The 25761-nt window shown below is 70.7% G+C and carries 15 protein-coding genes; 6 read left to right on the top strand and 9 right to left on the bottom strand.

Annotated features, from left to right (window positions below):
* Positions 1-23 precede the first annotated feature (23 nt).
* The gene (locus ACS5PM_RS28890) at positions 24-1157 is read left to right on the top strand and encodes an acyl-CoA dehydrogenase family protein (protein WP_439391415.1); all 1134 of its coding nucleotides are present in this window, start codon (positions 24-26) and stop codon (positions 1155-1157) included.
* Positions 1158-1292: 135 nt separating this feature from the next.
* On the opposite strand, the gene ACS5PM_RS28885 is transcribed toward ACS5PM_RS28890, so the two are convergent.
* The 4 genes from ACS5PM_RS28885 to ACS5PM_RS28870 form a co-directional block, all read right to left on the bottom strand.
* On the bottom strand, positions 1293-4121 hold the full coding sequence (locus ACS5PM_RS28885; protein ID WP_439391414.1) for a hypothetical protein: 2829 nt from the start codon (positions 4119-4121) through the stop codon (positions 1293-1295).
* A gap of 173 nt (positions 4122-4294) precedes the next feature.
* Positions 4295-6745 carry a penicillin-binding protein 1C gene (gene pbpC / locus ACS5PM_RS28880; RefSeq protein WP_439391413.1) on the bottom strand — a complete coding sequence of 817 codons (2451 nt, stop codon included), beginning with the start codon at positions 6743-6745 and terminating at the stop codon, positions 4295-4297.
* 73 nt (positions 6746-6818) lie between these two features.
* Positions 6819-12848, bottom strand: a complete 6030-nt coding sequence (locus ACS5PM_RS28875) for an alpha-2-macroglobulin family protein (RefSeq protein WP_439391412.1) — start codon at positions 12846-12848, stop codon at positions 6819-6821.
* A gap of 102 nt (positions 12849-12950) precedes the next feature.
* The gene (locus ACS5PM_RS28870) at positions 12951-13544 is read right to left on the bottom strand and encodes an alpha-ketoglutarate-dependent dioxygenase AlkB (RefSeq protein WP_439391411.1); all 594 of its coding nucleotides are present in this window, start codon (positions 13542-13544) and stop codon (positions 12951-12953) included.
* A 270-nt stretch (positions 13545-13814) separates the two neighbouring features.
* On the opposite strand from ACS5PM_RS28870, the gene ACS5PM_RS28865 reads away from it, so the two are divergent.
* The 4 genes from ACS5PM_RS28865 to ACS5PM_RS28850 all read left to right on the top strand — a co-directional run bounded on the left by ACS5PM_RS28865 (position 13815) and on the right by ACS5PM_RS28850 (position 17544).
* Positions 13815-14777 carry a Bug family tripartite tricarboxylate transporter substrate binding protein gene (locus ACS5PM_RS28865; RefSeq protein ID WP_439391410.1) on the top strand — a complete coding sequence of 321 codons (963 nt, stop codon included), beginning with the start codon at positions 13815-13817 and terminating at the stop codon, positions 14775-14777.
* Between the two features lie 95 nt (positions 14778-14872).
* Positions 14873-16243 carry a M28 family metallopeptidase gene (locus ACS5PM_RS28860; protein WP_439391408.1) on the top strand — a complete coding sequence of 457 codons (1371 nt, stop codon included), beginning with the start codon at positions 14873-14875 and terminating at the stop codon, positions 16241-16243.
* A gap of 46 nt (positions 16244-16289) precedes the next feature.
* Positions 16290-17024, top strand: a complete 735-nt coding sequence (locus ACS5PM_RS28855) for an urease accessory protein (RefSeq protein ID WP_439391407.1) — start codon at positions 16290-16292, stop codon at positions 17022-17024.
* A gap of 52 nt (positions 17025-17076) precedes the next feature.
* Positions 17077-17544, top strand: coding sequence for a cupin domain-containing protein (locus ACS5PM_RS28850; protein WP_439391406.1), 468 nt, complete (start codon positions 17077-17079; stop codon positions 17542-17544).
* 8 nt (positions 17545-17552) lie between these two features.
* On the opposite strand, the gene ACS5PM_RS28845 is transcribed toward ACS5PM_RS28850, so the two are convergent.
* The 5 genes from ACS5PM_RS28845 to ACS5PM_RS28825 form a co-directional block, all read right to left on the bottom strand.
* Positions 17553-18518 (bottom strand): HupE/UreJ family protein, encoded by a 966-nt coding sequence (locus ACS5PM_RS28845; RefSeq protein ID WP_439391405.1) that lies wholly within the window; start codon positions 18516-18518, stop codon positions 17553-17555.
* A complete protein-coding gene (locus ACS5PM_RS28840; RefSeq protein ID WP_439391403.1) occupies positions 18515-19378 on the bottom strand; it encodes a peptidylprolyl isomerase in 864 nt (287 codons plus the stop codon). The genes ACS5PM_RS28845 and ACS5PM_RS28840 overlap by 4 nt, the downstream gene beginning before the upstream one ends.
* 84 nt (positions 19379-19462) lie before the next feature.
* The gene (locus ACS5PM_RS28835; protein ID WP_439391402.1) at positions 19463-21739 is read right to left on the bottom strand and encodes a hypothetical protein; all 2277 of its coding nucleotides are present in this window, start codon (positions 21737-21739) and stop codon (positions 19463-19465) included.
* Positions 21740-21876: 137 nt separating this feature from the next.
* Positions 21877-24477, bottom strand: a complete 2601-nt coding sequence (locus ACS5PM_RS28830; protein WP_439391400.1) for a fused MFS/spermidine synthase — start codon at positions 24475-24477, stop codon at positions 21877-21879.
* Positions 24470-25105 (bottom strand): putative 2OG-Fe(II) oxygenase, encoded by a 636-nt coding sequence (locus ACS5PM_RS28825; protein WP_439391399.1) that lies wholly within the window; start codon positions 25103-25105, stop codon positions 24470-24472. Before ACS5PM_RS28825 ends, ACS5PM_RS28830 begins: the two co-directional genes overlap by 8 nt.
* A 117-nt stretch (positions 25106-25222) precedes the next feature.
* Between ACS5PM_RS28825 and ACS5PM_RS28820 the strand changes: the two genes are divergently transcribed.
* Positions 25223-25618, top strand: a complete 396-nt coding sequence (locus ACS5PM_RS28820; RefSeq protein ID WP_439391398.1) for a hypothetical protein — start codon at positions 25223-25225, stop codon at positions 25616-25618.
* Positions 25619-25761: the final 143 nt, after the last annotated feature.

Below are 25761 nucleotides of genomic sequence, written 5' to 3'. Positions count from 1 at the left end.
CCAGATTGACAAGAGGCAACGTTATGGATTTCGACTTTTCCGACGACCAGGTCTCGCTGCGCGACGCCGTGGCCCGCTGGGTGGACAAGGGTTTCTCGTTCGAGCGCCGCCACCAGATCGCCAAGGCGGGCGGCTTCACGCGCGAGGTCTACGGCGAGCTGGCGGGGCTCGGCCTGACCGCGCTGGCGGTGCCGGACGAGCACGGCGGCATGGGCTTCGGCCCCGTCGAGGCGATGGTGGTGATGGAAGAGCTGGGCCGCGGCCTCGTCAACGCGCCGCTGGCACAAGGCGCGCTGATGGCCCCGGCGTTGCTGAAGGCCGCCCCCGAGGCACTTCAGGCCGAGTGGCTGCCGAAGATGGCCGACGCCTCCGCGCTGGTCGTGCTGGCCCACCAGGAGCGCGGGGCGCGATACCACCTCGACCGGGTGTCCACCCGCGCGGCAGTGCAGGCCGACGGGTCGTATCGCGTGTCCGGCGTCAAGAGCCTGGTGCCGGCCGGCGACGAGGCCGACGCCTTCATCGTGCCCGCCGATGTCGGCGGCGCGGACGACGACGACACCGGCATCGCGCTGTTCCTGGTCGAGCGCGCAGGGGCTGGCGTGACGCTGCGCGGCTACGCCACCCAGGACGGCGCCCGCGCTGCCGAGCTGACGCTGTCCGACGCACCGGCCACGCTGGTCACCGAGGACGGTCTGGCCACGCTGCAAGCCGGAGTGGACGTCGGCATCGCAGCCGTGTGCGCCGAGGCCGTCGGCGCAATGGAGAAGCTGCTCGCGATCACGGTCGACTACATGAACACGCGCAAGCAGTTCGGCCAGACGCTGGCGAGCTTCCAGGCCCTGCGCCACCGCATCGCCGACGTGAAGATGCAGCTCGAGCTGGCCCGCTCCATGAGCTACTACGCCACCCTGCGCCTGCAGGATCCGGCCCCTCGCCGCCGCCAGGCCATCGCCCAGGCCAAGGTCCAGATCGGCAACGCCGCCCGCTTCGTCGGCCAGCAGTGCATCCAGCTGCACGGCGGCATCGGCGTCACCGACGAATACATCGCCAGCCACTACTTCAAGCGGCTGACGATGATCGAGATGCAGTTCGGCGACACGCTGCACCACCTGGGCGAGGTCAGCGCGCGGATGCAGGACACGGCTGGAGTGAACTAGGGCCCCCACGCCCCCTCCCGGGGGCTGCCCCCCAGGGGAGCTCGCGCAGCGGACCGGCAGAGCCGGATCCGCGCACGCCCTGGGAGGAGGCGGCTCCTGCGGAGCGCCTGGGGGAGAGGCAGAGGGGGAGGCCAGTCAGCTGGTGGGTAGAAGGGGTTGCGGGGGGCCGTCGGCGACCTGGGCGATCGGGACGAAGGCGGGGGGGATGGGGCGGCCGACGAGGCGGGCCATGGTGAGCAGGAAGCAGGTGAAGGGCCAGGCGATGGGTTCGTCGTCGGCGCCGGCCAGGCCCTTGGCCAGCCAGGTCTCGCTGACCACGGCGACCGGTGACAGGGCCTGCTGCATCTTCAGCAGCAGGGGCTCGAGTTGACGGCGCAGGGCGACCGGGTCGCGGCCGGCATCCGGTGCGGCCAGCAGTCGCCCGGCCTCGGCGGCCAGCTCGCGCAGGAGCGAAGGCGCCCGCGCCACCGCCGCGATGCGCTGGAAGGCGAGAAAGCGCCGTGTCGGACGGCTGAGCGGGCCCAGGACCTGGGCGATCTGCAGCCCGACCCGCGGCGCCACATCGGGTGCGCTGAAGGCGTTGATGTAGGCGTGCGGGTAGAGGGCGAGGTAGTCGCCGATGTCGGCGTCGGTGGGCTTCCTTCGGTCGAGCACCTCGGCCGCCAGCTGGGCCAGGTCGCCTCGGGCGGTGGACGAGATGATGCTGTCGTGCCGGTAGCGCCTGTCCGCCGCATCCAGGGTCGCCTGCAGCGCCGTCTGGCGCACCAGCGCCGGATCCAGGCCGGCGAACAGCCGCCATTCGGCCGCGCTCAAGGCGATGGGGACGGCGAGCGTCAGGGCGCGCCAGAACCGCGCAGAGGCGACCTTGTCGCTGTCCGGCGGCGCCCCCAGCAGAGCCGCGGCATCGATGCGGTGGGCGCCGACGGTTTCGCAGTAGTTGTCCAGCAAGGCCTGCACCACCGGGCGGCTGCTCTTCTCGTGCTGTGCCGTGAAGGCGCCGTCGAGGGAGGTCGCGACCAGACCCTGGCCGGCTTCGTCTCGCTCGAACGCGATCGCCACGCCCAGCCGGGCCGAGCGGTTCTTCCAGGGGTTGCTGATCGCCGTCTCGACCGAGGCCGAGGCGGTGGCCACGAGGAGATTGCCGGTGATCAGGTCCGCCTTGAGGCTCAGGCCGCTCAGCAGGCTGGTGCGGCTCTCGAACGCCAGGCCGAAGAAGCTCAGCGTGACGCGTTCGGTCCGGGTGCGCTCGGCACTGGCCAGCAGCCAGCCCTTGGCGTCCTGGACGACGCCGGCCGTGCGGCCGGCGGCCAGCAGCTCTGGAAGGGCCCGCAGGCGCCCGGCGCAGATCGCGTGGTACAGGCGCTCGGCCTCGGGGGTCATCTCGCCGCCCCGCAACCACAGCTCCACCACGGCCTCGGACCCATGCCGGCTCAGTTGCTCGATCGCCAGGGCGGCGTCGATCTTGGCCTTCTGCGCATCGCCGAGCGCGGCCAGCAAGCGGTCTCGCGCCGTGGAGTACTTGTCCAGCGCATCGGCTATCGCGGCCGACACCGGGTTGCCGTCCAGCGCCTGCAGGCTCTTCTGGAGCTGGAGACCGAATTCCCCGAGGCGGTCCAGCAGCGCATCTATCGGCTTGCCCACAGCCTCCGTGATCGCTGTCTCGAGCTTCTGGATGCCGCCGCTCAGCCCTTCGGTGGCTTGCGCCAGGGCCTGGTTCACCGCGGCGGTGATCCGGTCATCCACGGTGGTCAGCGAGGCGGACGGCCCCAGCAGCCGCGCGAGCCAGTCGGCCACCAGCCGGTCAACCCGGGCTCGGCCCGCGGCGATGTCGCCGAGTGCGCGATCCAGCACGTCGACCAGCGGGGACGTGAGCTTGCCGACGAGTTGCTCGCGCAGACCGGCGGGCGGCGTGCCGCCCACCAACGTGCTGACGAGGCCGGCGAGGTCGCCGTCCAGGTGGCTGTCGATCAGCTTCTGGATCTGGCCTGCGATCGCCGTCCCGGGCTGCACCAGCTGATCCAGCAACGGGCTGTCGAGCGCCGGCCAGGCGGCCCGCAAAGCGCGCTCGGCGCTGGCAGTGACTGCCGAGAAATCGGCCGTTGCGCTCAGGCGGAAGTTCGCGCTGCGCGTCGACAGCTTCTCGTCGTGCAGCTTGATCCGCAGGCCGAAGGCACCGTCGGCCGGACGGGTCGGATCCCGCTCCCGCAGGGCGCTGAGGCGGAAGTGGCTGTCGCGGCTGAAACTGCCACCGGCCTGCACGCCTACCGACAGGCCGATGGCCGCCTTCGAGCCATCCAGGCCGACCGTCCAGCCGGCCACCGAGCGGCCGGCGGCGGCACTCCATTCGATCTGCGCCTGGCCGTCCAGCGCCAGCTCCATGCCCCGCCAATCGGTGTCGCCCGCCAGGCGCAGCAGGGCCTGGAGATCGAAGGGCAGCGCCCAGCGCCGCGCGGCATCCGCCAGCGCCTGCACCACGCGCTGGTCGTCGGGGGCCTGAACGTACCAGCGCAGCTCCACGTCCCGCCGGCCGGACGCACCCACCCCGACCTGGCCCCAGGCCGAGATCGGCACGCTGCCTTGCAGCTGGCCACCCAAGGAGGCGTGGATCGAATAGGCGAGCACGCTGTGGCCGCCATCCGGCGCCGCCGGCAGCGCGGCGGCCTCTTCCGGCGCCAGCAGGTCGATGGCCACCGCAGCCCGGGCCTGGACGCCGGCGCTCCATTGCCACGCCGAGGCCGCGGACGACACGCGATCGACCATCGCCGCCTCGTCGAGCAGGGGCAGCTCGATCTCCGCCGCGCCGGGCTGGCCAGGCAGTGCGCCTATGCGCAGTGCGAGCTTGTCCCACGGCCCCTCCGGCGCCACGGCTTTCAGGACAGCCGGCAAGGGATCGGCCGGGTTCTGCACGAAGCCCAGGGCGGCCTGAAGGAGCTTGTCGTCCAGCTGCAGCTTGTCGTTGGCCATGGGGCCTCCTGCGTCAATGGGACTCCGCCACTTGACTCAACCCGTCGGGGCGGACGAGGTCTGTCGTGGGCCGGGGGGTGCTCCTGAGTGGCACGCACATCCGGCCGGCAGCATGGCGCTGCACCCGGGCCAGGGTCAAGTCCCGGCTTGGGGATCCGGGCAGCAGCCGCCGGTCACTGCAGTTCCACCCGGATCGGCCGGATGTCGACGCGGCCGTGCTCGTCCACGACCCGCAGCAGGTAGTCCCCGGCGCGCGGCGGCAGCCAGGGCAGGGATTCGCCCGGAGCCGAATGGCCCAGCAGGCTGTCGTCGGCGAACCAGTAAAGCGTCTTCATGCCCATCGCGGCGTCCGCGCGAAGCTGCAGCGGCTGGGGCTTGCGCGGGTCCAGCAGGTAGCGCACGGCTCGCAAGGGCGAGCTGATGCTGGGAGCTTCGGCGCCAGGCGCAGCGGCCGCCATCGCCGCCCCAGTCGCCACTTCAGGTGGCGGCGGTTGATCCATGCAGGCCCCGGCCACCTGCCGGCGTGGCAGCCCTGCCTGCTTGAACAGGCGTTGCATGTCGCTGCCCCAGGACTCGACGATCACCTGCCGGGCGTGCGGCGCGCTCGCGGCCTGAGGGCCGCACAGGGCCTTGCCGCTGCGCGAATCCACCCAGACGGCCCGCTGAGACGACTGGGTCTGGATGGGCGACTTGCCGGCGATGAACCAGGTGCTGGTGCGGGCCGGGCACTGCGCGTCCGGCAAGGCACCGGTGCTGGCGCAGACCTCCACCCGCCGCAGGTCGGGCAGGCGAGACGGAGGCAGCTCACCCGGGTCCAGCCGCTGCGCGCGCAAGGCATCGACCATGCGCAGGAACAGCGGCGCCGCGGCATCGAGCCCGATGTAGGCCGGATTGCCGGCGCCTTCGAAGTCCCCCACCCAGACCACCAGGACGTGGCGCCCGAACACCCCCGCGGTCCAGGCATCCCGGAACGCCCAGGAGGTGCCGGTCTTCCAGGCGATGGCGGGCCGGGCCGGTGCCCCGGTGTCCGGACGCGGCGTCTGCTGCAGCATGTCCAGCGTGATGAAGGCGGCTTCGGGGCTGATCAGGCGCGGTGATGCGGCTGGCGCCTCACGCGATGCTTTGGCCTGCGCACGCGTATAGGCCAGCGGCCGGCTGACGCCACCGTTGGCCAGCACCGCGTACAGGCGCGCCAGTTCTTCGGGCGTCACCTCTCCTCCTCCGAGCACCAGGGCCAGCCCGTAATGCGCCTCGCTCGCGAGGCGGCTCACCTGGTTGAGCTGCAGGAACTGGTAGAGGTTGGGCTGCGACAGCCGTGCCGCGAGGGCGACCGCAGGCACGTTGCGGCTGCGGGTGAGCGCATCCTGCGCCGGGACCGGGCCGATGAACTGTCCATCGAAGTTCTCGGGCGTGAAGGGGCCGAAGGAGGTCGGGGCGTCCTTCAGCAGCGTGCGCGGATGCAGCAGGCCCTGGTCCAGCGCCAGCGCGTAGATGAAGGGCTTGAGCGTGGACCCCGGCGAGCGCTTGCCGAGCGTGCCGTTGACCTGGCCCGCTATGTCGGCATTGCGGTAGTCGGCCGATCCGACCACGGCGCGCACTTCCATCGTGGAGGCATCCAGCAGCAGCGCGCTGGCGTTGCGCAGGCCCACGTTGGCGCGGGTCTTCAGGTACTCGGCCATCACCCGCTCCAGGGTGCGCTGCATGGGCAGGTCGAGCGTGGTGTGGATGGCGCCGTCGGGCTCGCGCACGAGGGTGTCCGTGGCCGTGCCTTGCGCGGCCTGCCCGATGAGCATGTCGGTCAGGTGCGGTGCGGCGAATGGCAGTTGTCCTCGGCTGAGCGCCGGCATTCGCGGCAACGGCGCACCGGCGCCCGTGGCGTCGGGGTGCGCAGCCGCCCAGACCGCCCACAGCCGGCCCCGTGCTGCTTCGAGCGCTGCGTTGCCCCCCGCGATGGATGGGGCCGCCGTGGCCATCGTGGTCGGCCCCGTCGCGGCCATTGCCGTGCGCGAGGCAACGCGCTGCGCCGGGTTCTGCGGGATGACGGCCAGCGCGAGGGCTTCGGGCAGGCTGATGCGCGCGGCGTCATGGTGGAAGTAGACGAGGCTGGCCGCCCCGACCCCTTCGATGTTGCTGCCGTAGGGCGCCGTGTTGAGGTAGGCCTCGAGCAGCTCGCGCTTGCCGTATCGCATCTCGAGCCAGATCGCCGCCGCGATCTGCTGGAGCTTGCCCGTGGCGGAGCTGCTGTCCAGGCCATGCAGCCGGCGCGCCAGCTGCATGGTCAGCGTCGAGCCGCCCTGCCGACGGCCGCCTCTGGCCATCTGCCACGCGCTGCGAACGAGCGCCGCCGGGTTCACGCCCGGGTGCAGCCAGAAGGAACGGTCTTCGTAGAGCAAGGTCGCTTCGATGACTTCAGGCGCGATGCGCTCCAGCGGCGTCCACAGCCGGTACTGCTGGTCGTCGGCCAGGGTGAGGCGAAGCAGCGTGCCGTGGCGGTCGTACAGGGGTGTGGACAGGCTCACGCGCTCACGCAAGGACGCGTGGGGCGCCACGCGCAGGGCGACCAGGCCCAACACGAGCAAGCCCAGGGCGACGACAGCGCGGCGGTGGCGTCCCAGGCAGAGCACCGCGTGGCGGAGCCACGCGAATCCTGCCCTGGGTGCCCCGCCGTGCGTCATGCCTGGTTCGCCCGAAGGTCGCTCACTTGGCCACGGGCAGCACGCTGAACTTGCCTGCAGCCGAGCGGCCGTAGACACGTCTCTCGTACATCGCCTCGCCGAAGGCCGCCGGCAGCGAGAACTGGCCGATATTCGTGGCGCGTGCCTTGAAGGTGATGTCACGCGTGCCGGTGCCGACATCACCGAAGAAGATCACCCTGTCCTCGCGCACGTCGACGTAGTCCGGTTGCCAGCTGCCGCTGCCGCCGATGCGGCGCATCCACGGCGGCGTGTCGTCACCGGCGTCGTCGCTGCCGGCACTCTGGAGCACCGGCTCCAGCCCGCTGGGCAGGATGTCGACGAGGGCGACCTGGCGTGCGGCGTCCCGGTCCACGGCGCGGACGGTCACGCGCACCGTGACCTCCTCGCCGATCCGCGCCTCGCTGATGGCCACGCCCTTCTCGTTGAGGATGGTCTGCGTGATTTCCAGCCCGTGCGTCACGGCCGCCTCCGGCAGGTTGCGGTCGTAGCCGCTTTCGGCCCAGCCGTAGAACAGCGGCAGCTCGCCCGGATTGGACAGCCTGAGCTTGACGCTGCCCGCAGGCACCGAGCCCTGTCTGAGGGCACGCAGCTCCCCGGTCATGGCCAGCGCTGCCATCTTGCCGGCCTTGTCGACGGCGCTCGCGTCGAACTGGCCCTTGGCGGAGCCCGCCGCGGCGCGGGCATACGCATCCACAGCCAGGATGACGGCCGCCGAGGACTGGGTGCTGTACCAGCCGTTGCCGATCATCGTGGCGAGGCGGTTCCAGCTTTCCGTGGGCAGGGCCGCCAGGCGCTTGGGAAAGTGACGCGCTGCCAGCAGGATCAGCGTGCTGTCATGCACCAGCGGGTCGTAGTAGTAGTCCCAGTTGTTGCGCGACTTGCGTTCCTTCACGCGCTGGACGAAGTCGTCCCACACCGGCTGCATCAGCTCGTTCGCCGTAGCGTCCTGCTTCAACAGCTGGAAGCTGGCAGCCAGGTAGGCCGTGCCGATGTCGCTGCCCCAGGAATCGCCCGCCTTGCGGGCCTGCTGGCGCTGGAACTCGCGCAGGTTGGCCAGCGCGGCCGGCACGAGGATGCCCTGGCGTGTCAGCAGGTAGGCCATCTGCGCGTGGGTGCGCCAGCCGTACAGGCCCACGTCGTTCGCGGCCAGGCGCGACTGCAGGTAGGTGTTGGCCTTGGCGATCAGGTCAGGCGGCACCGGCAGTTGCCTGTCCCTGGCCTCCAGCAGCAACTGCAAGCCATACGCGGTGGCGAATTCGTCCGCGGAGCTGCCCGGCCACATCGCGAGGCCACCATCGGCCGCCTGGCGAGCGCGCAGCTGCGTGACCGTGCGGGCCAATGTTGCGCGCGGGTCGAACTCGGCCGCGCCCTGGCCTTGACGGGTCTTCGCCAGCTCGCGTGCCAGCTCCGGCTGGCCGGCCAGCACCACCGCCGGCAGCGTCTGGCTGCTGATCTGCTCGGTGCAGCCGTGGGGGTAGCTCTCCAGGTAGCGGATGAGGCCGGAGGCAAAGGCCCAGGGCGTGGCCGACACCGATAGCTCGCTGCGCGCGAACTCGGGGTACGCGTCCAGCTGCGACTTGAGCTCGCCGGCGCCGACCGCCGTGCCGCTTTGCAGCAGCGTCACGAAGGCCGAGGCCGGGCGCACGCTCAGGTCGGTCGACAGCCTGGCGCTCGCCTTGGCATGGGTGGCCGTGAACACCACGCTGGCCGACCCGAGCACCGCCTGCGCGCCGGGCTTCGCCCTCAGGTGGAACACGGTGCTCGCCTCGCCCTTCTCGTTCACCTTCAGGGACTGCGTGGCCTCGCCCACCACCTCCAGGCCGTTGTTGACCGCGAGCGCGAGGCGGATGGGCGCTTGATTGCCCGAGCCGGCGATGTTGTTGGACACGCCGATGCCGATGTCCACCGTGTCGCCGGGTGCCAGCGAGGTGGGCACCGTGGGTAGCAGCACGATGTCGCCCCGGACCGTGCTCGTGGTGCTGGCCGCCGCGACCGCCTCGTCGCTCACGACGACGGCCATGACCCGCACGGCACCGTTGAAGCTGTCCGGCACCGCGTAGCTGAACTCCCTGTCGCCGTTCACATCGACCAGCCCGGACCAGAACGCCACCGGCTTGTCGCGCTTGCGCTTGAACGGGTTCAGGTGCTTGCCCGCCTCGCCCTCGCCGTCGCCCCCGGGTGCCGCCGCCTGCATGAGCTTGCGGAACTCGGGCAGCACCAGGTCCAGCGTCTGCAGGGTGCTGACCTCCAGCGCGCGCTTCTGGAAGAAGTGCTTCAGCGGATCCGGCGTGGTGTATCGCGCAACCTGCAGGATGCCCTCGTCGACGGCGAAGACGTAGGCCCGGGCGGGCTTGTCGCTGTGCAGCGTCATCTTCAACGTCTCGCCCGGCTTGACCAGCGCCGGCGCATCCAGCCTGATGCGGGCCGTACGGCGATCGAGCCCGGTGACAAAGGGCACGGCGCCATAGCTCAGGGGGCTGGTGTAGATCTCGTCCGACGACGGATCGCGCACGAACTGCACGTTCACGTAGCCGTTGCCCTCGAAGTCTTTCGGCAGGGTGATGCGCTGCACGCTGGCGGTCTTGTCCGCCTTGAACCACGCGTGGGCGTAGACCTTGTCGCGCTCGATGGTGACCAGGCCCGCCCCGGTGTAGGGCGCCTGGATGGCGAGCTCGATCTCCTCGCCCGGCTCGTAGCTCTTCTTGTTCAGGCGGATCTGCAGTTCTGCGTTCCGGTCCATCGAGCGGCTGAGGTTGGCCGCCCCGGCCACCGCGTACTGCACGCGGTTGAGCACCAGGCCTTCGGCATTGCGGACCTCGAGCGCGAAGTTGCCGGGCGTGGCGGTGTTCAGCGCCACCTTGGCGCCGGCCGCCGGCAGGTTGAGCGCCTGCTCTTCCAGCGTCACGTCCTTGGCGCGCGACTCGTAGCGGTACAGGCCGTTGTTCTGCTTGACCAGCACCGACAGCACCTTGTGCTCGACCCGCACCAGCTTCAGGCCGTTGACGGCCATCTTGCGGGCCTGCGGATCGATGGCGATCAGCTGCAGCTCGCGCGTGGCGTTGCGGTTGATATAGCCCAGCGAATCCGGCGCCTTGACGCCGACGAGGTACGGCTGGTCGCTGACCAGGCTCTGCGCCTCCGCCGCGACGCTGCGGCCGCCCTCGGGCTCGAAGGCCTTGACCAGCACGTGAGCCTGGTAGGTCGCGGCCTCGAATCTCGACAGCCGCAGGTCGACCTCCGCCTGCCCCTTGTCGTCGGTCTGCGCGGTGCCCAGGTCGTCGACCTGCGGCCGGCGGTTGGTGGACGCGTCGTAGAAGCTGAAGTCCGGGTGGCTGCGGAAGTGCGGCCAGGCCGGTGTCAGCGTGAGGCGGCTTTCGATGCGGCGGTTCTGTGCCGGCGTGCCGAACAGGTTCTGCACGTCGACCTTGAGCTTCAGATCGTCCGGCCTGACCCAGCCCTCGGCCACTTCGGAAGACAGCCGGGCCGTGACCCGCGTTCGGTCCGGCAGGAACTCCTGCACCTTGACCGTCGTCGAGCCGATGACCATCGGCGGGACGTCGGGCGCGTTGGGGGCGCTTTGCCGCGGCAGGCTCAGCGTGATGCTGTAGTTGCCGGTGGGCGAACTCTCCTGCGTGGCGTGGCTGAGCTCTGCCGTGCCGGAGGGGCCCAGACGAAGCGTCTCTCGCCGTACCGTGAGACCGCGGGCGTCGACCACCTCCGCATCGACGGGGAGATCTTTCAGCGGTGTCGCCCAGTTGGCGGCCTTCACCACGATGCCGACGTGGAAGGTGTCACCCGGCCGGTAGATGCCGCGGTCGCTGAAGAGGTAGGCCGTCATCTGGTTGGGCAGGCCGCTGGTGCGCAGGCCGCCCACGTCGAAGCGGGACATCTCGAGCGTGCGGTCGCCGCGGCCCAGGGACGCGCCTCCGCCCATGGGCAGGAAGCTCAGGTCGCCGTCCTTGCGGGCCAGCAGCAACACCGGCGTCTTCTCTCGCGTGAAGGCGTTGAGGTTGCCCAGCGTGGCGCGGCCGGTGGCATCGGTGTTGGTGCTGGCCAGCACCAGGCCGTTGCGACCCCAGGCTTCGATGCGGGCACCGGCCACCGGCGCACCGGTCGCGATGGACTGGACGAAGACCTCTCGCGTGCCGTCGGCCGCGCGCTTGGCGATCAGGCCCAGGTCGGTCACGATGACCAGGCGCTGGTCCTGGACCTGCGTCGCGTCGATCTGCTGGCCCTCGGCGCCTTCGCAGCAATAGCCGCCCTCGCCTTCCGCACCCTCGCCCTCCGTGGCTGACGGGTCGCCCGCGTCGCCGCCGGCCTGGGCCGCCGGCTTGTCCGCCGGGTTGTAGCCCTGAACCTTCAGCAGGAAGACGCCGCGGCGGTCTCCCCCGGCCTGCAGGTAGTCGGCGAAGTCCACCGTCTCGTAGTGCGACTTGCCGGGCTTGAGCTGCAGCGGGATCTTGCGTTCGAAATGCTCGGCGAGGTGATCTTCGCCGAGGCGGCCGTAGAAGCGCGGATGGCTGAAGTCGCCCTCGGCCTGGCTGACCAGAAGGTGCAACTGCTGCGGCAGCACGCGGGCAATGTCGACCGACACGCCGGGCAGGTCGCGCACCAGCAGCGGCAGCTTCTTCTCGCCCGACAGCGCCAGCAGCGAACCGCGGCTCATGATGGACAGCTCCGGCGCGAAGGTCTTGACCTGCAGGATCTCGCCGCGATCGGCCGCCAGCAGATAGCCGCCCGGGGACTTCAGGCCCTTGGTCACGCGCACGAAGATGAATCGCCCGCCTTCGGCCTGCGGCATGCGGAAGGCCGCGCCTTCGCTCACCTCGCGCTCGTTGGCGATGGCCTCCAGCTTCAAGGCCTTGGCACGCTTGAGGACTGCGGGCGTCGCCTCGGCCGGGTCGCTCCAGGCGAAAGGCTCGCCGCCTTCGGTGTCCGACACCGGCAGCATCCAGGCCTGCACGGCGCGGCCGAACTCCCGCTCGTGCACGGCCATGCTGGCGTTGACGTGCAGCACGTGCTCCGGGTCGCCGGCGTCGTTGCTGACGATGGAGGCGCTGACCTCGCTGATCGCCAGGCTGTACAGGCCGGGCACGTCGACCGACTTGATGAGCGGCTCAGGCGTCGGGGCGCCGCCGCGCTGGGCCGTCACGCCCTTGTCTATCGTCACCTTCATCGCCACCGTCTGCGCCGGGATGGGCAAGGGCTCGGACTGGATGGTTGCCTGCAGCTTGAACTTGTCGTAGCCGACGCTGAACTTGCGCTCGCTGCCGTCGTCCAGGTGGACGCGCGACTCGAAGCTGCGCGGATCGACCGGGTGGTTGAAGTCGATCGTCATGACCACCCGGCGAACGCCGGGCTGCACCGGGTCCTGGTAGAACTCGGCCGGCCCCGCGCTGGCCGTGAAGCCTGCCGCCGTGAAGCCGAAGCGCCGCTCCGGCATCACGACGTGAGGGGCCAGCGCCTTTCGCCCGATGGTCAACTCGTAGGGCTCGCCGATGGGCCAGGCCCCCTTGGGCTCGAAGCGCAGGGTGGTGGCGTCCACCCATAGCCAGCGGCCGGCGATCTCGGGCGACAGGCCGACGTCGGCCGCCTCCTTGCCTATCCTCAGGGGAGGCGCCGCCGGCGCGCTGAAATGCACGACCAGCGGCGGTGGCCCACCGCCATTGGCGTAATCGGGCACCCCCGGCGGCACGACGCTGGCCGTCACCTTCGCCGCGCCCAGGTCGTCCTCCAGCAGGCCGACGTTCATCCAAGCCGGTGCCCAGGCGCGCCAGCGCTGGGCGACATGCGGGCCCTGCCACAGGGCCAGGCCAGCGAGCGTGACGCAGAGGGCGGCGAGCAGTGCGTTCGCCTGCAGCACCGCTCCGGTCTTCTGGAAGCCCCGGCTCACGAATCGAACCCATGCGGGAGGCGACCACTCGCCGAGGGCCTTCTTCAGCCAGGGCGCCAGATACCCCGCGGCGCGCCGCATCAGCCACACGACACGCGCCAGGCCCTCGCCGAGCTTCTCGTTGATCTTCGCCAGCATGCTCTCTCCCTTGAGGGCTGGCATTATGTCCAGTCTGACGCCGATGTTGAATGGAACATCCGTCGCCCGGATGCGACGGTGTCGGGCCAGACATGAAGGCCTTCAGGGACGACGCAAGGTGCGCAAGGTGATCGACCAGCGCCACTCGGCCACCGGAGCCACGCTGTGCTGCCAGGCCCATCGTGCGGGCCCCCGCAAGGCGTAGATCGAACGTCGTTGCGCGAGCAGTTTCAGCACGTTCGCGCGCTTCGGATTCGTGGGCGGCCAGGGTCGAAAGCGCAGCACCGCGTCCGCGCCCAGCGACACGCCGGCGACGTCCTCGAAATCCGGCACGTCGCGGTGCCAGCCCAGCGGAGTGCCGGGCTGGTACTCGGCCACCAGCACGTGGGCCAGGGCTTCGGGCTCCACGCCCATCCAGGCGGCCACGCGTGCTCGCAAGGGATGCAGTGACTCGATCAGCGGCTCGCCGGGGCGCAGCCGGTTGGCGTCGTAGTCGAAGGAGCCGCCGAAGCTCAGCACCCTGCGGCGGGCCGTGTAGGACTTGTAGGTGGCGTGGGCGAGCGGCAGCGAACGGATCACGTCGATCAGCTGCTGCTCCTGTGCAGCGTCCAGGAAGTCCGGCTCGTACACCGCTCCTTCGGGCAGCGCGGCAGCGTCGGCCGAAGCTGCGTCACCGAACAAGGCCAGCTGGTCCATGGCCCGGGACAGCAATGGGCGTGCCGCGGGAACGACCCCTGGACGACTGCCGTGTACCCGATGCCGGCGCCCACCCGATCGAGGATCACCGGCAGGATGGACACCGGATCCAGAGCCATGTTGTGCCTGCATACCAGCTAGCGCCTGCCATGTCTTGCGTGAGGGTGCCGGCACCCACAGAATTCAAGCGCTGGTCCGGGAGCCGGGCAGTGCCGCCGGGGCTCGCGCATGCCGACGCCTCCGGATCGATCACCACCTCCACCCGCCCCCATGAGACTCCTTCTGACCCTCGCGCTGCTGCCCCTGTGTTTCGGCGCTTCGGCGCAGCCGGCGTACCCGTCCAAGCCCATCACCGTCATCGTGCCGTTCGGGCCCGGCGGCGTGGCCGACATCACGGCCCGCACGGTGGGCCAGGCGATGGCGGCCTCGCTGAAGCAGCCGATCGTGATCGAGAACCGGCCCAGCGCCGGCGCGGTCGTCGGGTCGGCCGCCGTCGCCAAGGCCACGCCGGATGGCTACACGCTGCTGCTGATGAGCAATGCCAATCCGGTGAGTGCCGGCCTGTTCAAGAAGCTGCCCTACGACCCGGTGAAGGATTTCGCCCCCATCGGCACGCTCGGCTTCTTCGACCTCGCGCTGTTCGTCGCGGACCGCTCGCCGCTGAAGAACGTGCAGGACCTGGTGGCCCGTGCCAAGGCCCAGCCCGGCCAGCTGACGATAGGCACCATCGCAGTGGGCAGCACGCAGAACCTGGCCGCCGAGCTGTTCAAGACCTCCGCCGGCATCGATGCCCTCGTGGTGCCCTACAACGGCACTTCCGCATTGCGGACGGCCTTGATGGCAGGCCAGGTGGACGTGGGCTTCGAGGTGCTCGGTCCGATGATGGCGCACCTGGCGCCGGGGCCCCGGGGGCTGCGGGCGCTGGCCGTCACGTCGGACCGCCCCTTCGCCGGCCTGCCCAACGTGCCGACCGTGCAGGCTTCGGGCGTGCCCAAGTACAACGTGGCGTCGTGGAACGCGCTGGCCGCCCCGGCCGGCACGCCGCCGCGCGTGGTCGAGACCTTGAATGCGGCCATCCGCGAGGCCTTGGGCAAGCCCGACGTCCAGCAGCGCCTGCAGTCGCTCGGCGTGCGCGCGCAGGCCAGCACCCCGGCCGAGCTGGGCCAGTTGCTCGGCTCCGAAATCCTGCGATGGAAGCAGGCCATCGCCGACGCGAAGATCCCGCAGCAGTAGCGCACCGCTGCTCCTCGACGCTCCGCTCGTGGCGGTCGGCTCACTGGCCCTAGACTCGGTCGCCGCCCACTCGTGCGGCGTCAAGAGGAACGCCCGTGCCGATCCGATATCCCCTGCTTACCGCCGGCTGCCTGGCCGTCGCCTTCGTCGCCATGCCGGCGGCGGCCGCCGAACCTGCCGCTCGCCCGCTCCCGCTGCGCGAACTGGCGACGACCGTCAGCCCGGCCGAGCTGCGCGCCTCCATCACCACGCTCGTCGGCTTCGGCACGCGGCACACCCTGTCCGACACGGTGTCCGAGACACGCGGCATAGGCGCCGCCCGGCGCTGGGTGCAGCGGCGATTTGGCGAGATCTCGTCGCAGTGCGGCGGCTGCCTGCAGGTGGTGACGCCTTCGCAGGTGGTGACCGGCACGCGCATCCCCCAGCCGACCGAGGTGATGGACATCGTGGCCATCCAGCGCGGGGCCGGCGACCCGAACCGGGTCGTCCTCATCACCGGCCACCTCGACTCGCGCGTGTCGGATGTGATGAACGCCACCGCCGACGCCCCGGGCGCGAACGACGATGCCTCGGGCGTGGCCGCCGTGATCGAGGCGGCGCGCGTGCTTTCGACGCAGCGCTTCGCCGCCACCATCGTCTATGCGGCGCTCTCCGGCGAGGAGCAGGGGCTGTACGGCGGCAAGGTGCTGGCCGAATACGCCAAGGCCCAGGGCTGGGATGTCGAGGCCGACCTGAACAACGACATCATCGGCAACAGCCACGGCCAGGACGGCGTGCATGACAACTCCACCGTCCGCGTCTTCTCCGAAGGCACCAAGGCCACCGAGACACCGGCCCAGGCCGCCAGGCGGCGCTACAACGGCGGCGAACTGGATTCGCCCTCGCGCAACCTCGGGCGCTACATGGCGCGCCTGGCCGAGGCGCATCTCACCAACCTCGAAGTGCAGATGGTCTACCGCACCGACCGCTACGGCCGCGGCGGCGACCAGGTGGCCTTCCTCGAACTCGGCTATCCCGCCGTGCGCGTGACCGAGGCACACGAGGACTACACCCACCAGCACCAGGACCTGAGGGTCGAGAACGGCGTGCGCTACGGCGACACCATCGAGTTCGTCGACTTCGACTACCTGGCCCAGGTGACGCGGCTGAACGTCGTCACGCTGGCCTCGTTGGCGCGAGCCCCGGCGCCGCCCAAGGGCGTGACGATCGAAGGCGCGGTGAGCCCGGACACGACGCTCCACTGGCAGCCGGTGCCCGGCGCCGCCGGCTACCGCGTGTGGTGGCGCGGCACCACCGATCCGCAGTGGCGCCATCACCGGGACCTGCCGGCCGCCGAGGGCACCGCGCCCCTGAAGCTGAGCTTGAAGAACGTGGTGATCGACGACTGGTTCTTCGGCGTCTCGTCGATCTCGGCGCAGGGCGACGAGTCACCGGTGGTGTTCCCGGGCGATCCGGGGGCGTTCTGATGCTGGAGGCATCCGCGCGGTACAGCCCTTGCTTCACGCCCCGCCCATGACCGCCCTGTCCGTCCTCCTCATCGGCCTGCTGCTCGGCCTGCAGCACGCGACCGAGGCCGATCACCTCGCCGCCGTGGCCACGCTGGCCACGCGCAGCACCACGCTGGGACAGGCCCTGCGCCAGGGCGTGGCCTGGGGCGTGGGGCACACGCTGACGCTGCTGATCTTCGCCGGCGCGATGCTGGTGCTGGGGCAGGCCGTCTCGCCCGCCTGGGCCGACGTGCTGGAAACGGCCGTGGGCCTGATGCTCGTGGCGCTCGGCATCGACGTGCTGCGCCGGCTCAGGCGCGAGCGCATCCACTTCCACCTGCACGAGCATCCGCGGCCGGACGCGCCGGCCTTGCGCCACTTCCACGCCCACAGCCACCGAGGCGAAGGCTCGCATGCCGCGTCGACCCACCGCCATGCCCACGCGCCGCCGTGGCCTTTCCGCGCCCTGCTCGTCGGCGTGATGCACGGCCTGGCCGGCTCCGCTGCGCTGGTGCTGCTGAGCCTGCAGGCCGCGCCCGGCGTGGCGCTGGGCCTGGGCTATATCGCCCTGTTCGGGCTGGGCTCCATCGGCGGCATGGCCCTGCTCTCGGTGGCGGTCGCCCTGCCCTTGCGGGCGTCGGCGCGCCACCTCCAGGCCGTGCACCACGTGCTGCAGATCGCCGTCAGCCTGGGCAGCATCGGCCTCGGGGCCGCCATGGTCGGCGAGATCGGCTGGCTGCCGCGGCTGCTCGGCGCCTAGCAGGCTGGCGGCGCAGAATCGCCGGATCGACTGTTGCGTTCCGGAGGCCGACATGCCGCACGACACCCCCGCCTGGAAGCACGACGGCGTGCGCGTCATCCCGCACGACCAGCTGGATCCGAACACCGCGCAGACGCCCGGCATGGACCGCGCCGCGGCCATCACCTTCGCCCGCGTCGGCGCCCAGAAGCTGTGGGCCGGCACGGTGCACATCCACCCCAACGCCAAGACCGGCGCGCACCATCACGGGCCGCTGGAGAGCGTGATCTACGTGGTCAAGGGACGGGCACGGATGCGCTGGGGCGAGCGGCTCGAGTTCACCGCCGAGGCCGGCCCGGGCGACTTCATCTACGTGCCACCCTTCGTTCCGCACCAGGAGATCAACGCCAGCCCGACCGAGGTGCTGGAGTGCGTGCTGGTGCGCAGCGACGGCCAGGCCATCGCCGTCAACCTCGACATCGAGCCCGCCGAGCCGCCCGAGAACGTGCGCTGGATAGACCCAACGCACCCGCAAGGCTGATCGCAGGGTCAGCGAACGACGATCGCCGCCATCCGCAGCAAGGACCAATAGGCCGCCACGGAGCCGATGCCGTACAGCACTGCCGTGCGGGCATGCACCCACACCGGCCAGCGCAGCCATAGTCGATACAGCAACCAGGCCGCCGCGACCGCCATCAGCTGGCCGACCTCGACGCCCACGTTGAAGGTGGCCAACGCGACCAGCAGGTGCTGCTGCGGCAGGCCGATCTCCCGCAGGGCGCCGGCGAAGCCCAGGCCATGGACCAGGCCGAAGAGGAATGCCACCAGCGCCGGCCAGCGCCGGCCCAGCGTCTGGCGTGAGTGCAGCGCCTCGCCCGCCACCAGCACGATGGAAAGGGCGATGCACGCCTCGACCGGCGCCGATCGCAGCGTGAGCCAGCCCAGCGCGCTGGCAGCCAGGGTCAGACTGTGCGCCAGGGTGAAGGCGGTGATGGTCCACAGCAGCCGGCGGTTGAAGCCCACCAGGAACAGCAGCCCCATGACGAACAGCAGGTGGTCGATGCCGCCGAGGATGTGCTCCACGCCCAGGACCGTGTAGGCCCGCGCGATTTCACCCATGCCACGCTCATCCTCCGCCGAGCCGTAGAGCTGCACCGAGGGCTGGCCCGCGGTCAGCGTGTAGACGCGGCTTTGGCCATCGAGCCAGAACACCTTGACCATCGCCGCCGAGTAATCCCGTCCGACGCCTTCGACGCTCAGCGTGCCCTTCAGGCCGCCCTCGCCGCACCGGAGCATCTCGCCCTCGCTGGCGCAGCCCTGCGGCCAATTCGGGTGGAGCACCTCGGAGGCAGCGCGCTTCTCGCTGGCCGTCCATTGCGTCAGGAACTGGCCGGGTGCGACCTCGCGCACCTGCATCTCGGCCATGCTCAGTTCGTGGGCACCGGCGGGCATGCCGCACAGGCCGAGCCAGGCCGCCAGGACGACCGCGAGCGCCTTGCGAACGCGGCCGGTCATTGCGCCGCCACCCCGTTGCGCACCGTGTACTTGCGCGCCAGGTCCTGGACCGCGGCACTACGCTGCTCGGCCAGAGTGGCGTCGGTCCAGTCCTGCAGCACGGGGCCGTGGACGTCCTCGAAGGTCACGCGCCTGGGCGGCGTCACCGCCTCCACGCGGATCGCGCGCCAGCCGTCGCGGGTGGGCATCGCCTGCCACTGGCCGGGCGTCGCGCGCTCGAGCAGCGAGGCGAATTCCGGGCCGAAGCTCTGCGCCAGCGTAGGCTGAGGCCGGGCCTTGTAGACGCGCAGGCCGGCCTCGGCGTCGCCGGAGGTGCCGCTGTTGAGCTTGGCGACGAAGGCGCGCACGGTCGCCTCCGCCGCATCGCCGGCGAGCACCGCCTCCTGGAAGTCGTAGCGTGCCGGCTCGTCGTACTTCACCCGGTGCGCTTCGAACCACTCCTTCAGCAGCTTGTCGTCGTGGTCCGGCAGCCGGGTGTTGGCGTCGACGGTGCTCAGGGCCTTGAAGATGACGCGCTCGCGGATGGCGGAGTCGCCCTTGTCGAGCTGCAGCGCCAGGCCCTCGCGGTAGAGCACCTCGTTGTCCAGCCAGGTCTTGCGCAGCGCCGCCAGCTCCTCGCCGTTCGGCTCTCGCCCGCGCGAGCCCTTGAAGAGCTGGCGCGCCTGCTCGTCGACCTCCGCCGGGATGACGATCAGGTGCGGATCGTCGGTGCGCAGCGCCATGAAGTGGTCGATGCCGAACAGGGCCGCGCCGAGGATGGCGAAATGCAGCAGAGGCTCGCGCCACCAGGCCGTGGCACGCGATCGGGCCGCGGAGACATCAGGGGTTGCGGCGTGGGCGGACGGAATGGAAAGGGTCATGTCGGGACTTCCGGAAAAGACAAGAGCGCCGCGCGTTGCCGCGCGGCGCCGTGATGTCAGACCACAGCGGTCAGGTCGATGGCATCACCTCGCGGCAGCCACCGTCGCGGCGGCGCCGACACCGGCCACGCGAGCGGCCCCCGACACCTCGACGTAGATCGGGTTGCTGTAGAACCAGAGGTCCGACCAGGCCGCCACGTCGTAGCTCACCATCTTCTGGCCGTTGACGACCGCCAGGTGGTTGGGGCAGCCGTCGATGGCCCCCTTGTCCTGCGTCCACACGTCGCCGTTGGCGGGCACGTTGGTGCCCACGGTCGTGCAGGGGATCATCAGCTTGGACGGGTCGTTGGCGTTGGTGAACAGGTCCGACAGCGGGTTGCCGCTGGCGTCGGTCTCGAAGGGCACGGCCGCCGGCATGTTGCTGCCACGCAGTCGCACGTACTGCGAAGCCGTGACCGCGGGGATGCGGTACGACATCTTCAGGAACGCGCTGCCATCCACCGGCGAGCTCACCTGGGTCCAGCGGTTGACGCCCGTGCCGTTGAAGCTGCGCAGGATCGCGGCGGTGGTGTTCTTGGCCGCGGCGGGCACGGCCGTCAAACCGGTGGTGGTGCCGTCCGTGCGCAACCAGTCGGTGTTGCGCGGCCATTCGCCGGCATAGTCGGAGGCGCCTGGCGAGCGCAGGCCGCTGACCAGGCCGCGGATCAGGTCGACGTGGTCGAGCACCGGCTGGTTGACCGGCCGGTTGATGCCGACCTGCAGCAGTGAAGGATTGGGGAACGAGTACGGCGCGTGGTTGCTGCCGGCCGGATCGCGCAGGGCCACCGCGACGACGATCTCGGCGCCCGGCACCACGGAAAGCTTCTGGCCCATCGTGGCGCAGCCGGCGTGCTTGACCGTGGCGCCGTTGGTGGCGGCTTCCACCGCCATCGCCTCGACCGACTTGCTGCTGCGCGCCGCGCCGGGGTAGGAGGCACAAGCCACGAAGGCCAGGCGGTCGATCAGCTGGCCGGAGCTTGCGTAGGCATTGCCGCTGCGCAGGCCATCGACGATGTTCTGCGGCTTCATCCTGGTGTCGGACAGCACGTAGGTGCGCTGGTACTCGCCGGGGTAGAAATCCTGCGACGAGCGACGATCGTCCGGCCCGAAGCCGCCGCGGTTGTGCCAGTCGGAGCTGGCGAAGAACCACCAGTTGCGGCCCTCGCCCAGCAGCGAATCCCACACGCCGCCGACGACGGCGCCGTAGACGCCCGTGCCGCCGTAGGTGGTGCCGCCGACGGAGTCGACCTTGCTGCCATCCGGGAAGGTGTTGCGCAGCACCTGGTATTCGCCGCGGTTGTTGGCCGCGCCGTGGCCGGGCTGGGTCTCGAAGCCGAAGGCGGTGTTGGGCGCGGCGTTGTTGAAGTCGCGCAGGTGCTCGACGTTGTAGCCGAAGTTGCCGTCCGGGCTGAACGGGCCGGGCCGCTCCAGGTGGGCGGGCACGTAGTAGCTGCCGTTGCGGTGGTTCTGCGCCATCCACTTCAGCGCTTCCACGGTCTTGTAATGGCCCTTGGTGCCGACGCCGCTGCCCACGCCGCTGCCGCTGATCATCAGCTTGTGCGCCGTGGCGTTCCACAGCGGGTCGGCGGCGTTCTGGCTGCCGGCGACCGAGCAATCCCAGTTGTTGCCGACGTTGGTGCCGGTCACGTTGCCGCGGCTGGTGTCGGTGTCGCCGCGATCGAAGCAGTACGACCATTGCGCCAGCGCATTGGCGTTGCCCTTGGCCTTGTAGCCCGGACTGTCGGGCAGCTTCGAATCCTTGACCTTGGGCACCTGGCCGGTGATGACGGACATCGAGCCGTGTTCATGGCCGGCCACGACCGACTCCAGGCCGATGAACAGCGGCAGGTTCTTGTAGGCCGAGAGGTACTCGATCAGCGGGTACTGATATTCCTGGATGGACTGCCAGCGCCACATGTTGCCGCTGCCGCCGACGCCGCCGCCATCGCCCTTGATGGCCGCCGCGCCTATGCTGTCGGACCAGCTGGTCGTCGGGCCCTTGCCGGCGATGTAGGGATAGGCCGGCGTGTCGAGCGATGCGTCTTCGGTCAGCGTGCAGTTGCGGCTGCCGTTGCCGCCATGGCCGGCTTGCACGAACCAGTCCAGGCCCCACGGCGTGTCGGTCTTGTCGGTGGCCTTCTTCACCAGCTTCTGCATCGAGATCGCGCCGTCGGAGCAGGTGGTGTGGTTGTGGAAGTCGCCGGCCACGTACTTGCCTTCGCCGGCGGCCGATGCCGCGGTGGGGGCCGAGGCGACGCCGATGGCGCCGAAGGTGGCGGCCACCGCGAGCGCGATCGGACGCTTCTTGAAACTCAGCTTCATGACTTGCTACTCCTCAGGGTGTCGGGTGTTGCTGGCGCTCGCGGGCCGCGCACGGCGCTGGCCGAGCGACCCGGCGCGGATGCGGCGCAGGGACCGACGGCACTGTAGGAAGCGGTCGTGACCGCTCTGTGAAGGATTCAAGGCGGCACGCCCAGCGCATCCAACTGGCTGGCCGCCTCGGTCCGGGCGGTCTGCAAGCGGATCAACTCGGTCAGCACGGCACGCGCGGCATGAGGATCCCGGGCCGCGACCACCGTGGCCAGGCGCCACAGCGGGTCGTACGCCGGGCGGAAGTCCGGGCTCTCGCGCAGCACGTTCATCAGCGGGTCGCGGATCCGGGCCAGCATGGCCTGCGGGTCGGCGAGCGGCGGGACGCCACGACCGGCGGCGATGAAGTGGCGACGTGCCTTCACGTAGGCCGCCAGCCGCGACGACCAAGCCTGGTCGCCGTCGCGATCGACCAGCGAGTCGGTCTGCGGATCGAGCTGCCCCAGCCAGGCCACGAGGCGATCCACCGGCGGGCCCTGCGGCGCGTAGGTGGCGCGCGGCGCGCGATAGGCCACGACGGGGCGATCATCGGTGTTCAAAGGCGCGCCGGCGGCCCACTGGCGCAGCGAGGAAGGGCCGGCGACGAAGCTGCCCAGCAGCGCAAGCGGATCCTCGAAACCGAAGGCGGCGGCCTGGGGCACCTGCGCGAGACGCCGCTGCAACTGCCCGGGCTGCCAGCTCAAGGTCCCGGTGCCGCCGACCAGGCCCAGCACCGGAGTGGACAGGCTGTTGCTCGCGAGCACGGCGCGAGCCTGCGGGAACACCGACTGGAACGAGGCCACGATGCTGGCCAGCGTCGGCAGGTCCAGCTGGTGCAGCGGCAGCCACTGGCAGAACAGTCCCCCATCGGCCAGGCGCGCCCGCACCGCCTGGAAATGCTCGACGGTGTAGAGCGAGCCGGAGCCGCTGCGCGCCGGATGGAAGTTGTCCGCCACGATGAGGTCGAAGTGTTCCGGGCTGAGGCGCACGAAGCGGCGCGCATCGGCCGCGTGCACGCGCAGTCGCTGCAGCTCGACGCCTTGATCGGCGAGTGCCGCCGTGAACAGGGACGACAACTCGACCACCTCCGGCAGCAACTCCACCGCCTGCACGTTGACCGCCGGATCCAGCGTCGCCGTGGCCGCCGTGACGCCGGTGCCCAACCCAAGGAAGAGCGCATGCCGCGGCGCCGGATGCAGCAGCAACGGCAGCAGCGCCTGGCGGCCGTCGACACGCCAGCTCGCACTGCTGCCCTCCTGCTGGCGGTTGTTGATGTACAGCCGCGAGACGCCCTCGGCATCCTCCACCACGCTGACCGCCGACGACACGCCCTCTCGGTAGGCGGCCAGGCGCCCGCCTTCGGGCTGCTGGATGAAGACCAGCGCCGGCGCGAGCACGGCGGCCAGCGCAGCGCCTGTCAGCGGTGCCCAGGCCCAGGGCGATCGCGGGCTCCGCCAACCCAGGGCCGCGTAGCCGCAGGCCAGCAGCAGCAGGCCGGCCTTGGCCCCGACGGCGGGCAGCAGCAGCACGCCGATCAGCGGTGACGCCAAGGCACCGCCCAGCGTGTTGACAGCCAGGCAGCGCCCGCTCGTGGCGCCCTGCGCCATCGCGCATCGACACAAATGGCTGAACAGGGCGCCCATGACGACCGTGGCCGGAGCGAATGCCGCCACGGCCAGCACCGCCTCGGCCGTCACGGCGGCGCTCATGGGGTCCGCCACGCCCAGCAGGGCGCTCGTCACGCCGTCGCGCAAAGCCTCCGCGGCCCACAGGCTGGACGCTCCCAGGAGGCACGCCAAGGCCAGCGCGCCGCCCAGGCGCCGGGTCGTGCGCTGCCCGCTGTCGTCCATGGCGGCCGGCGACCAGCGCCGGTAGGCTTGAGCGCCCGCGGCGCTGCCGGCCAGGTAGACCGCCAGCAGCAGGGCAAAGGTGTAGACCGTGTCCTCGGTGACCTGGCTCAGCACCCGCACCACCAGCAACTCGTAGCCTATGCCTAGCAGGCCCGTGGCGAACAGCATGGCGAGCGGGCCGCGTGCGTTCCCTTCGCGGGCGACTGCCGCCGGCAAATCGAAGGCACGTCCGTACCACTGCCAGGCCAGCAGGGCGGCCCCGAGGTTCAGCGCTGCGCAGGCCATGGCCGAGCGCGCCAGGCCCCACGCCGGTACCAGCACCAGGGCAGCACCCAGGGCGCCGGCAACGGCGCCGGCGGTGTTCGCGGCGTACAGGCCGGCCCAGCAGCGTCCATCGGGTGTCTCTCCGGCCTGCAAGGACAGCACACGCTGCATCGCCGGCAGGCTGGCCCCCATGGCCACCGTGGCCGGCAGCAGCAGCACCAGGCAGCCGACGAAGGCCACGGCCCAGAGCTGCGCGCCGGCGGCTTGAAGGGTGGTCAGCGACTGCAGCCCGCCGCCCAGGGCCGGCATGAGGGCGCTCAGCGCCAGGCCCCACAGGCCGATCACGGCCTCGCAGCCCGCGTACCACCAGCCCGGCCGCGGGCTGCGCTCGATGCGCCCCGCCAGCAGCCACGATCCCAGGGCCAGCCCGCCGAAGAAGGCCGCCACCACCGCCATCACCGCCGCGGCCTCATGGCCCAGCCAGAGGGCGAACTGCTGCGTCCAGACGATCTGGTAGCCCAGGCCGGCGAAGCCTGTGGCCGCCATCAGGCCCAGGGCCAGGCGGCGCAGCGCCGCGTTGCCGTGGCCCTCAGCCACTGAAGCCGATGCCGTAGCCCCAGGAGTCCAGCCGCACCGGGATGGCGTTCATGGCCAATGTGATGCGCCGCTCGCCCTGGTTGGGCGGCACGGCATGCATCAGGTAGCTGGGGAACAGCAGCAGGTCGCCGGGATTCGGTGCCGGGCTGATCCACTTGTCGGCGCAGAACTCGCCCGGCGTGGAACCGGCGTGGTCGTTGCGAAAGCAGAAGTCCGTTCCGCCCGGGGACTTCATGAACACGGTCTGCGACTGCGGGTGCGAAGGCGTCAGGTAGGCCACGCCCGAGATGAAGCTGTTGGCGTGGTTGTGCATGGCCTGGCGGCCACCGGTGTCCAGCACGTTGACCCACATCTCCTTGACCGACCAGCCCAGCCGCTCGCCGAACAGCAGCACGCCGAAATCCGCCAGCCTCTCGGTCAGCCGTGCGGCCGCTTCGACCAGCAGGGGGCTGTCCGAAGGCTTGAGCATGCGGGTGTGGGAGAGATTCCCCGAGGAGCTGTTCTCCTGCGCCGCCTGGGCGCTGAAGTGCTCCACCAGGCCGGCCACGAGCCGGGCATCGAATACCCCCGGGCAGCGCATGACCGGAACAGGGAACAGGCCGAAGACCTCGGGAGCCGCCGTTTGCATGACGAGAGCGTGACAAGGCTTTGCGACATGCTGATGACCGCCGGGTTTCAAACGCCTGACATGCAGGCGCGGCACCATCGGCGGCTGCGTCTCAACTCACCCGAGGATGTCACCAGGATGCCGTCGATCCGCGCCCGCTCGTTGTTGCTGGCGCTGTGCGCTGTCACCGCCGCCCAGGCCCAGGAAGCGCCCAGCTGCCAGGAGCACAAGCTCTTCGGCGACGAGCGCCGCTTCGAGTGCACGGTCGTGGCAGGCGCGGATGGCGCACCGCCGCGGTTCGTCGCGCTGTTCAGCGGCGGCCACGACGACACGATGGCCTCGCTCAAGGTGCAAGCCGATGGGGCCGACAGCGCTTGCGGCGCGGGCAGCAAGCCGGAGCTGATGGGCGAGGACGGCAACGTCAGCCTGCTGTGCCACCTGCCGGTGCGAGGGCTCTCGCCCGGCAAGCACCTCATCACCGTGGACCTGCGCTGGAGCCACGCCCAGTACGAGGGCTACAGGCTGGAGAAGTAGGCCCCCACGCCCCCTTGCCAGGGGGCTGCCCCCCGAGATGCTATGGGGGAGGACCGCCTGCATCGGTATGCCCGTTGGTCTAAAACGGGCGTTCCGTGGTCTTCCATCTAGCGTGAAGGAGGTCGGCAATGAACGCGACGCAA

The sequence above is a fragment of the Ideonella flava genome (genome assembly GCF_051857595.1).
In the GTDB taxonomy this organism is placed as follows: Bacteria; Pseudomonadota; Gammaproteobacteria; order Burkholderiales; family Burkholderiaceae_C; genus Ideonella.
Note: the sequence above shows the minus strand (reverse complement) of the source record. Positions and strands in the feature narration are given on the sequence as shown.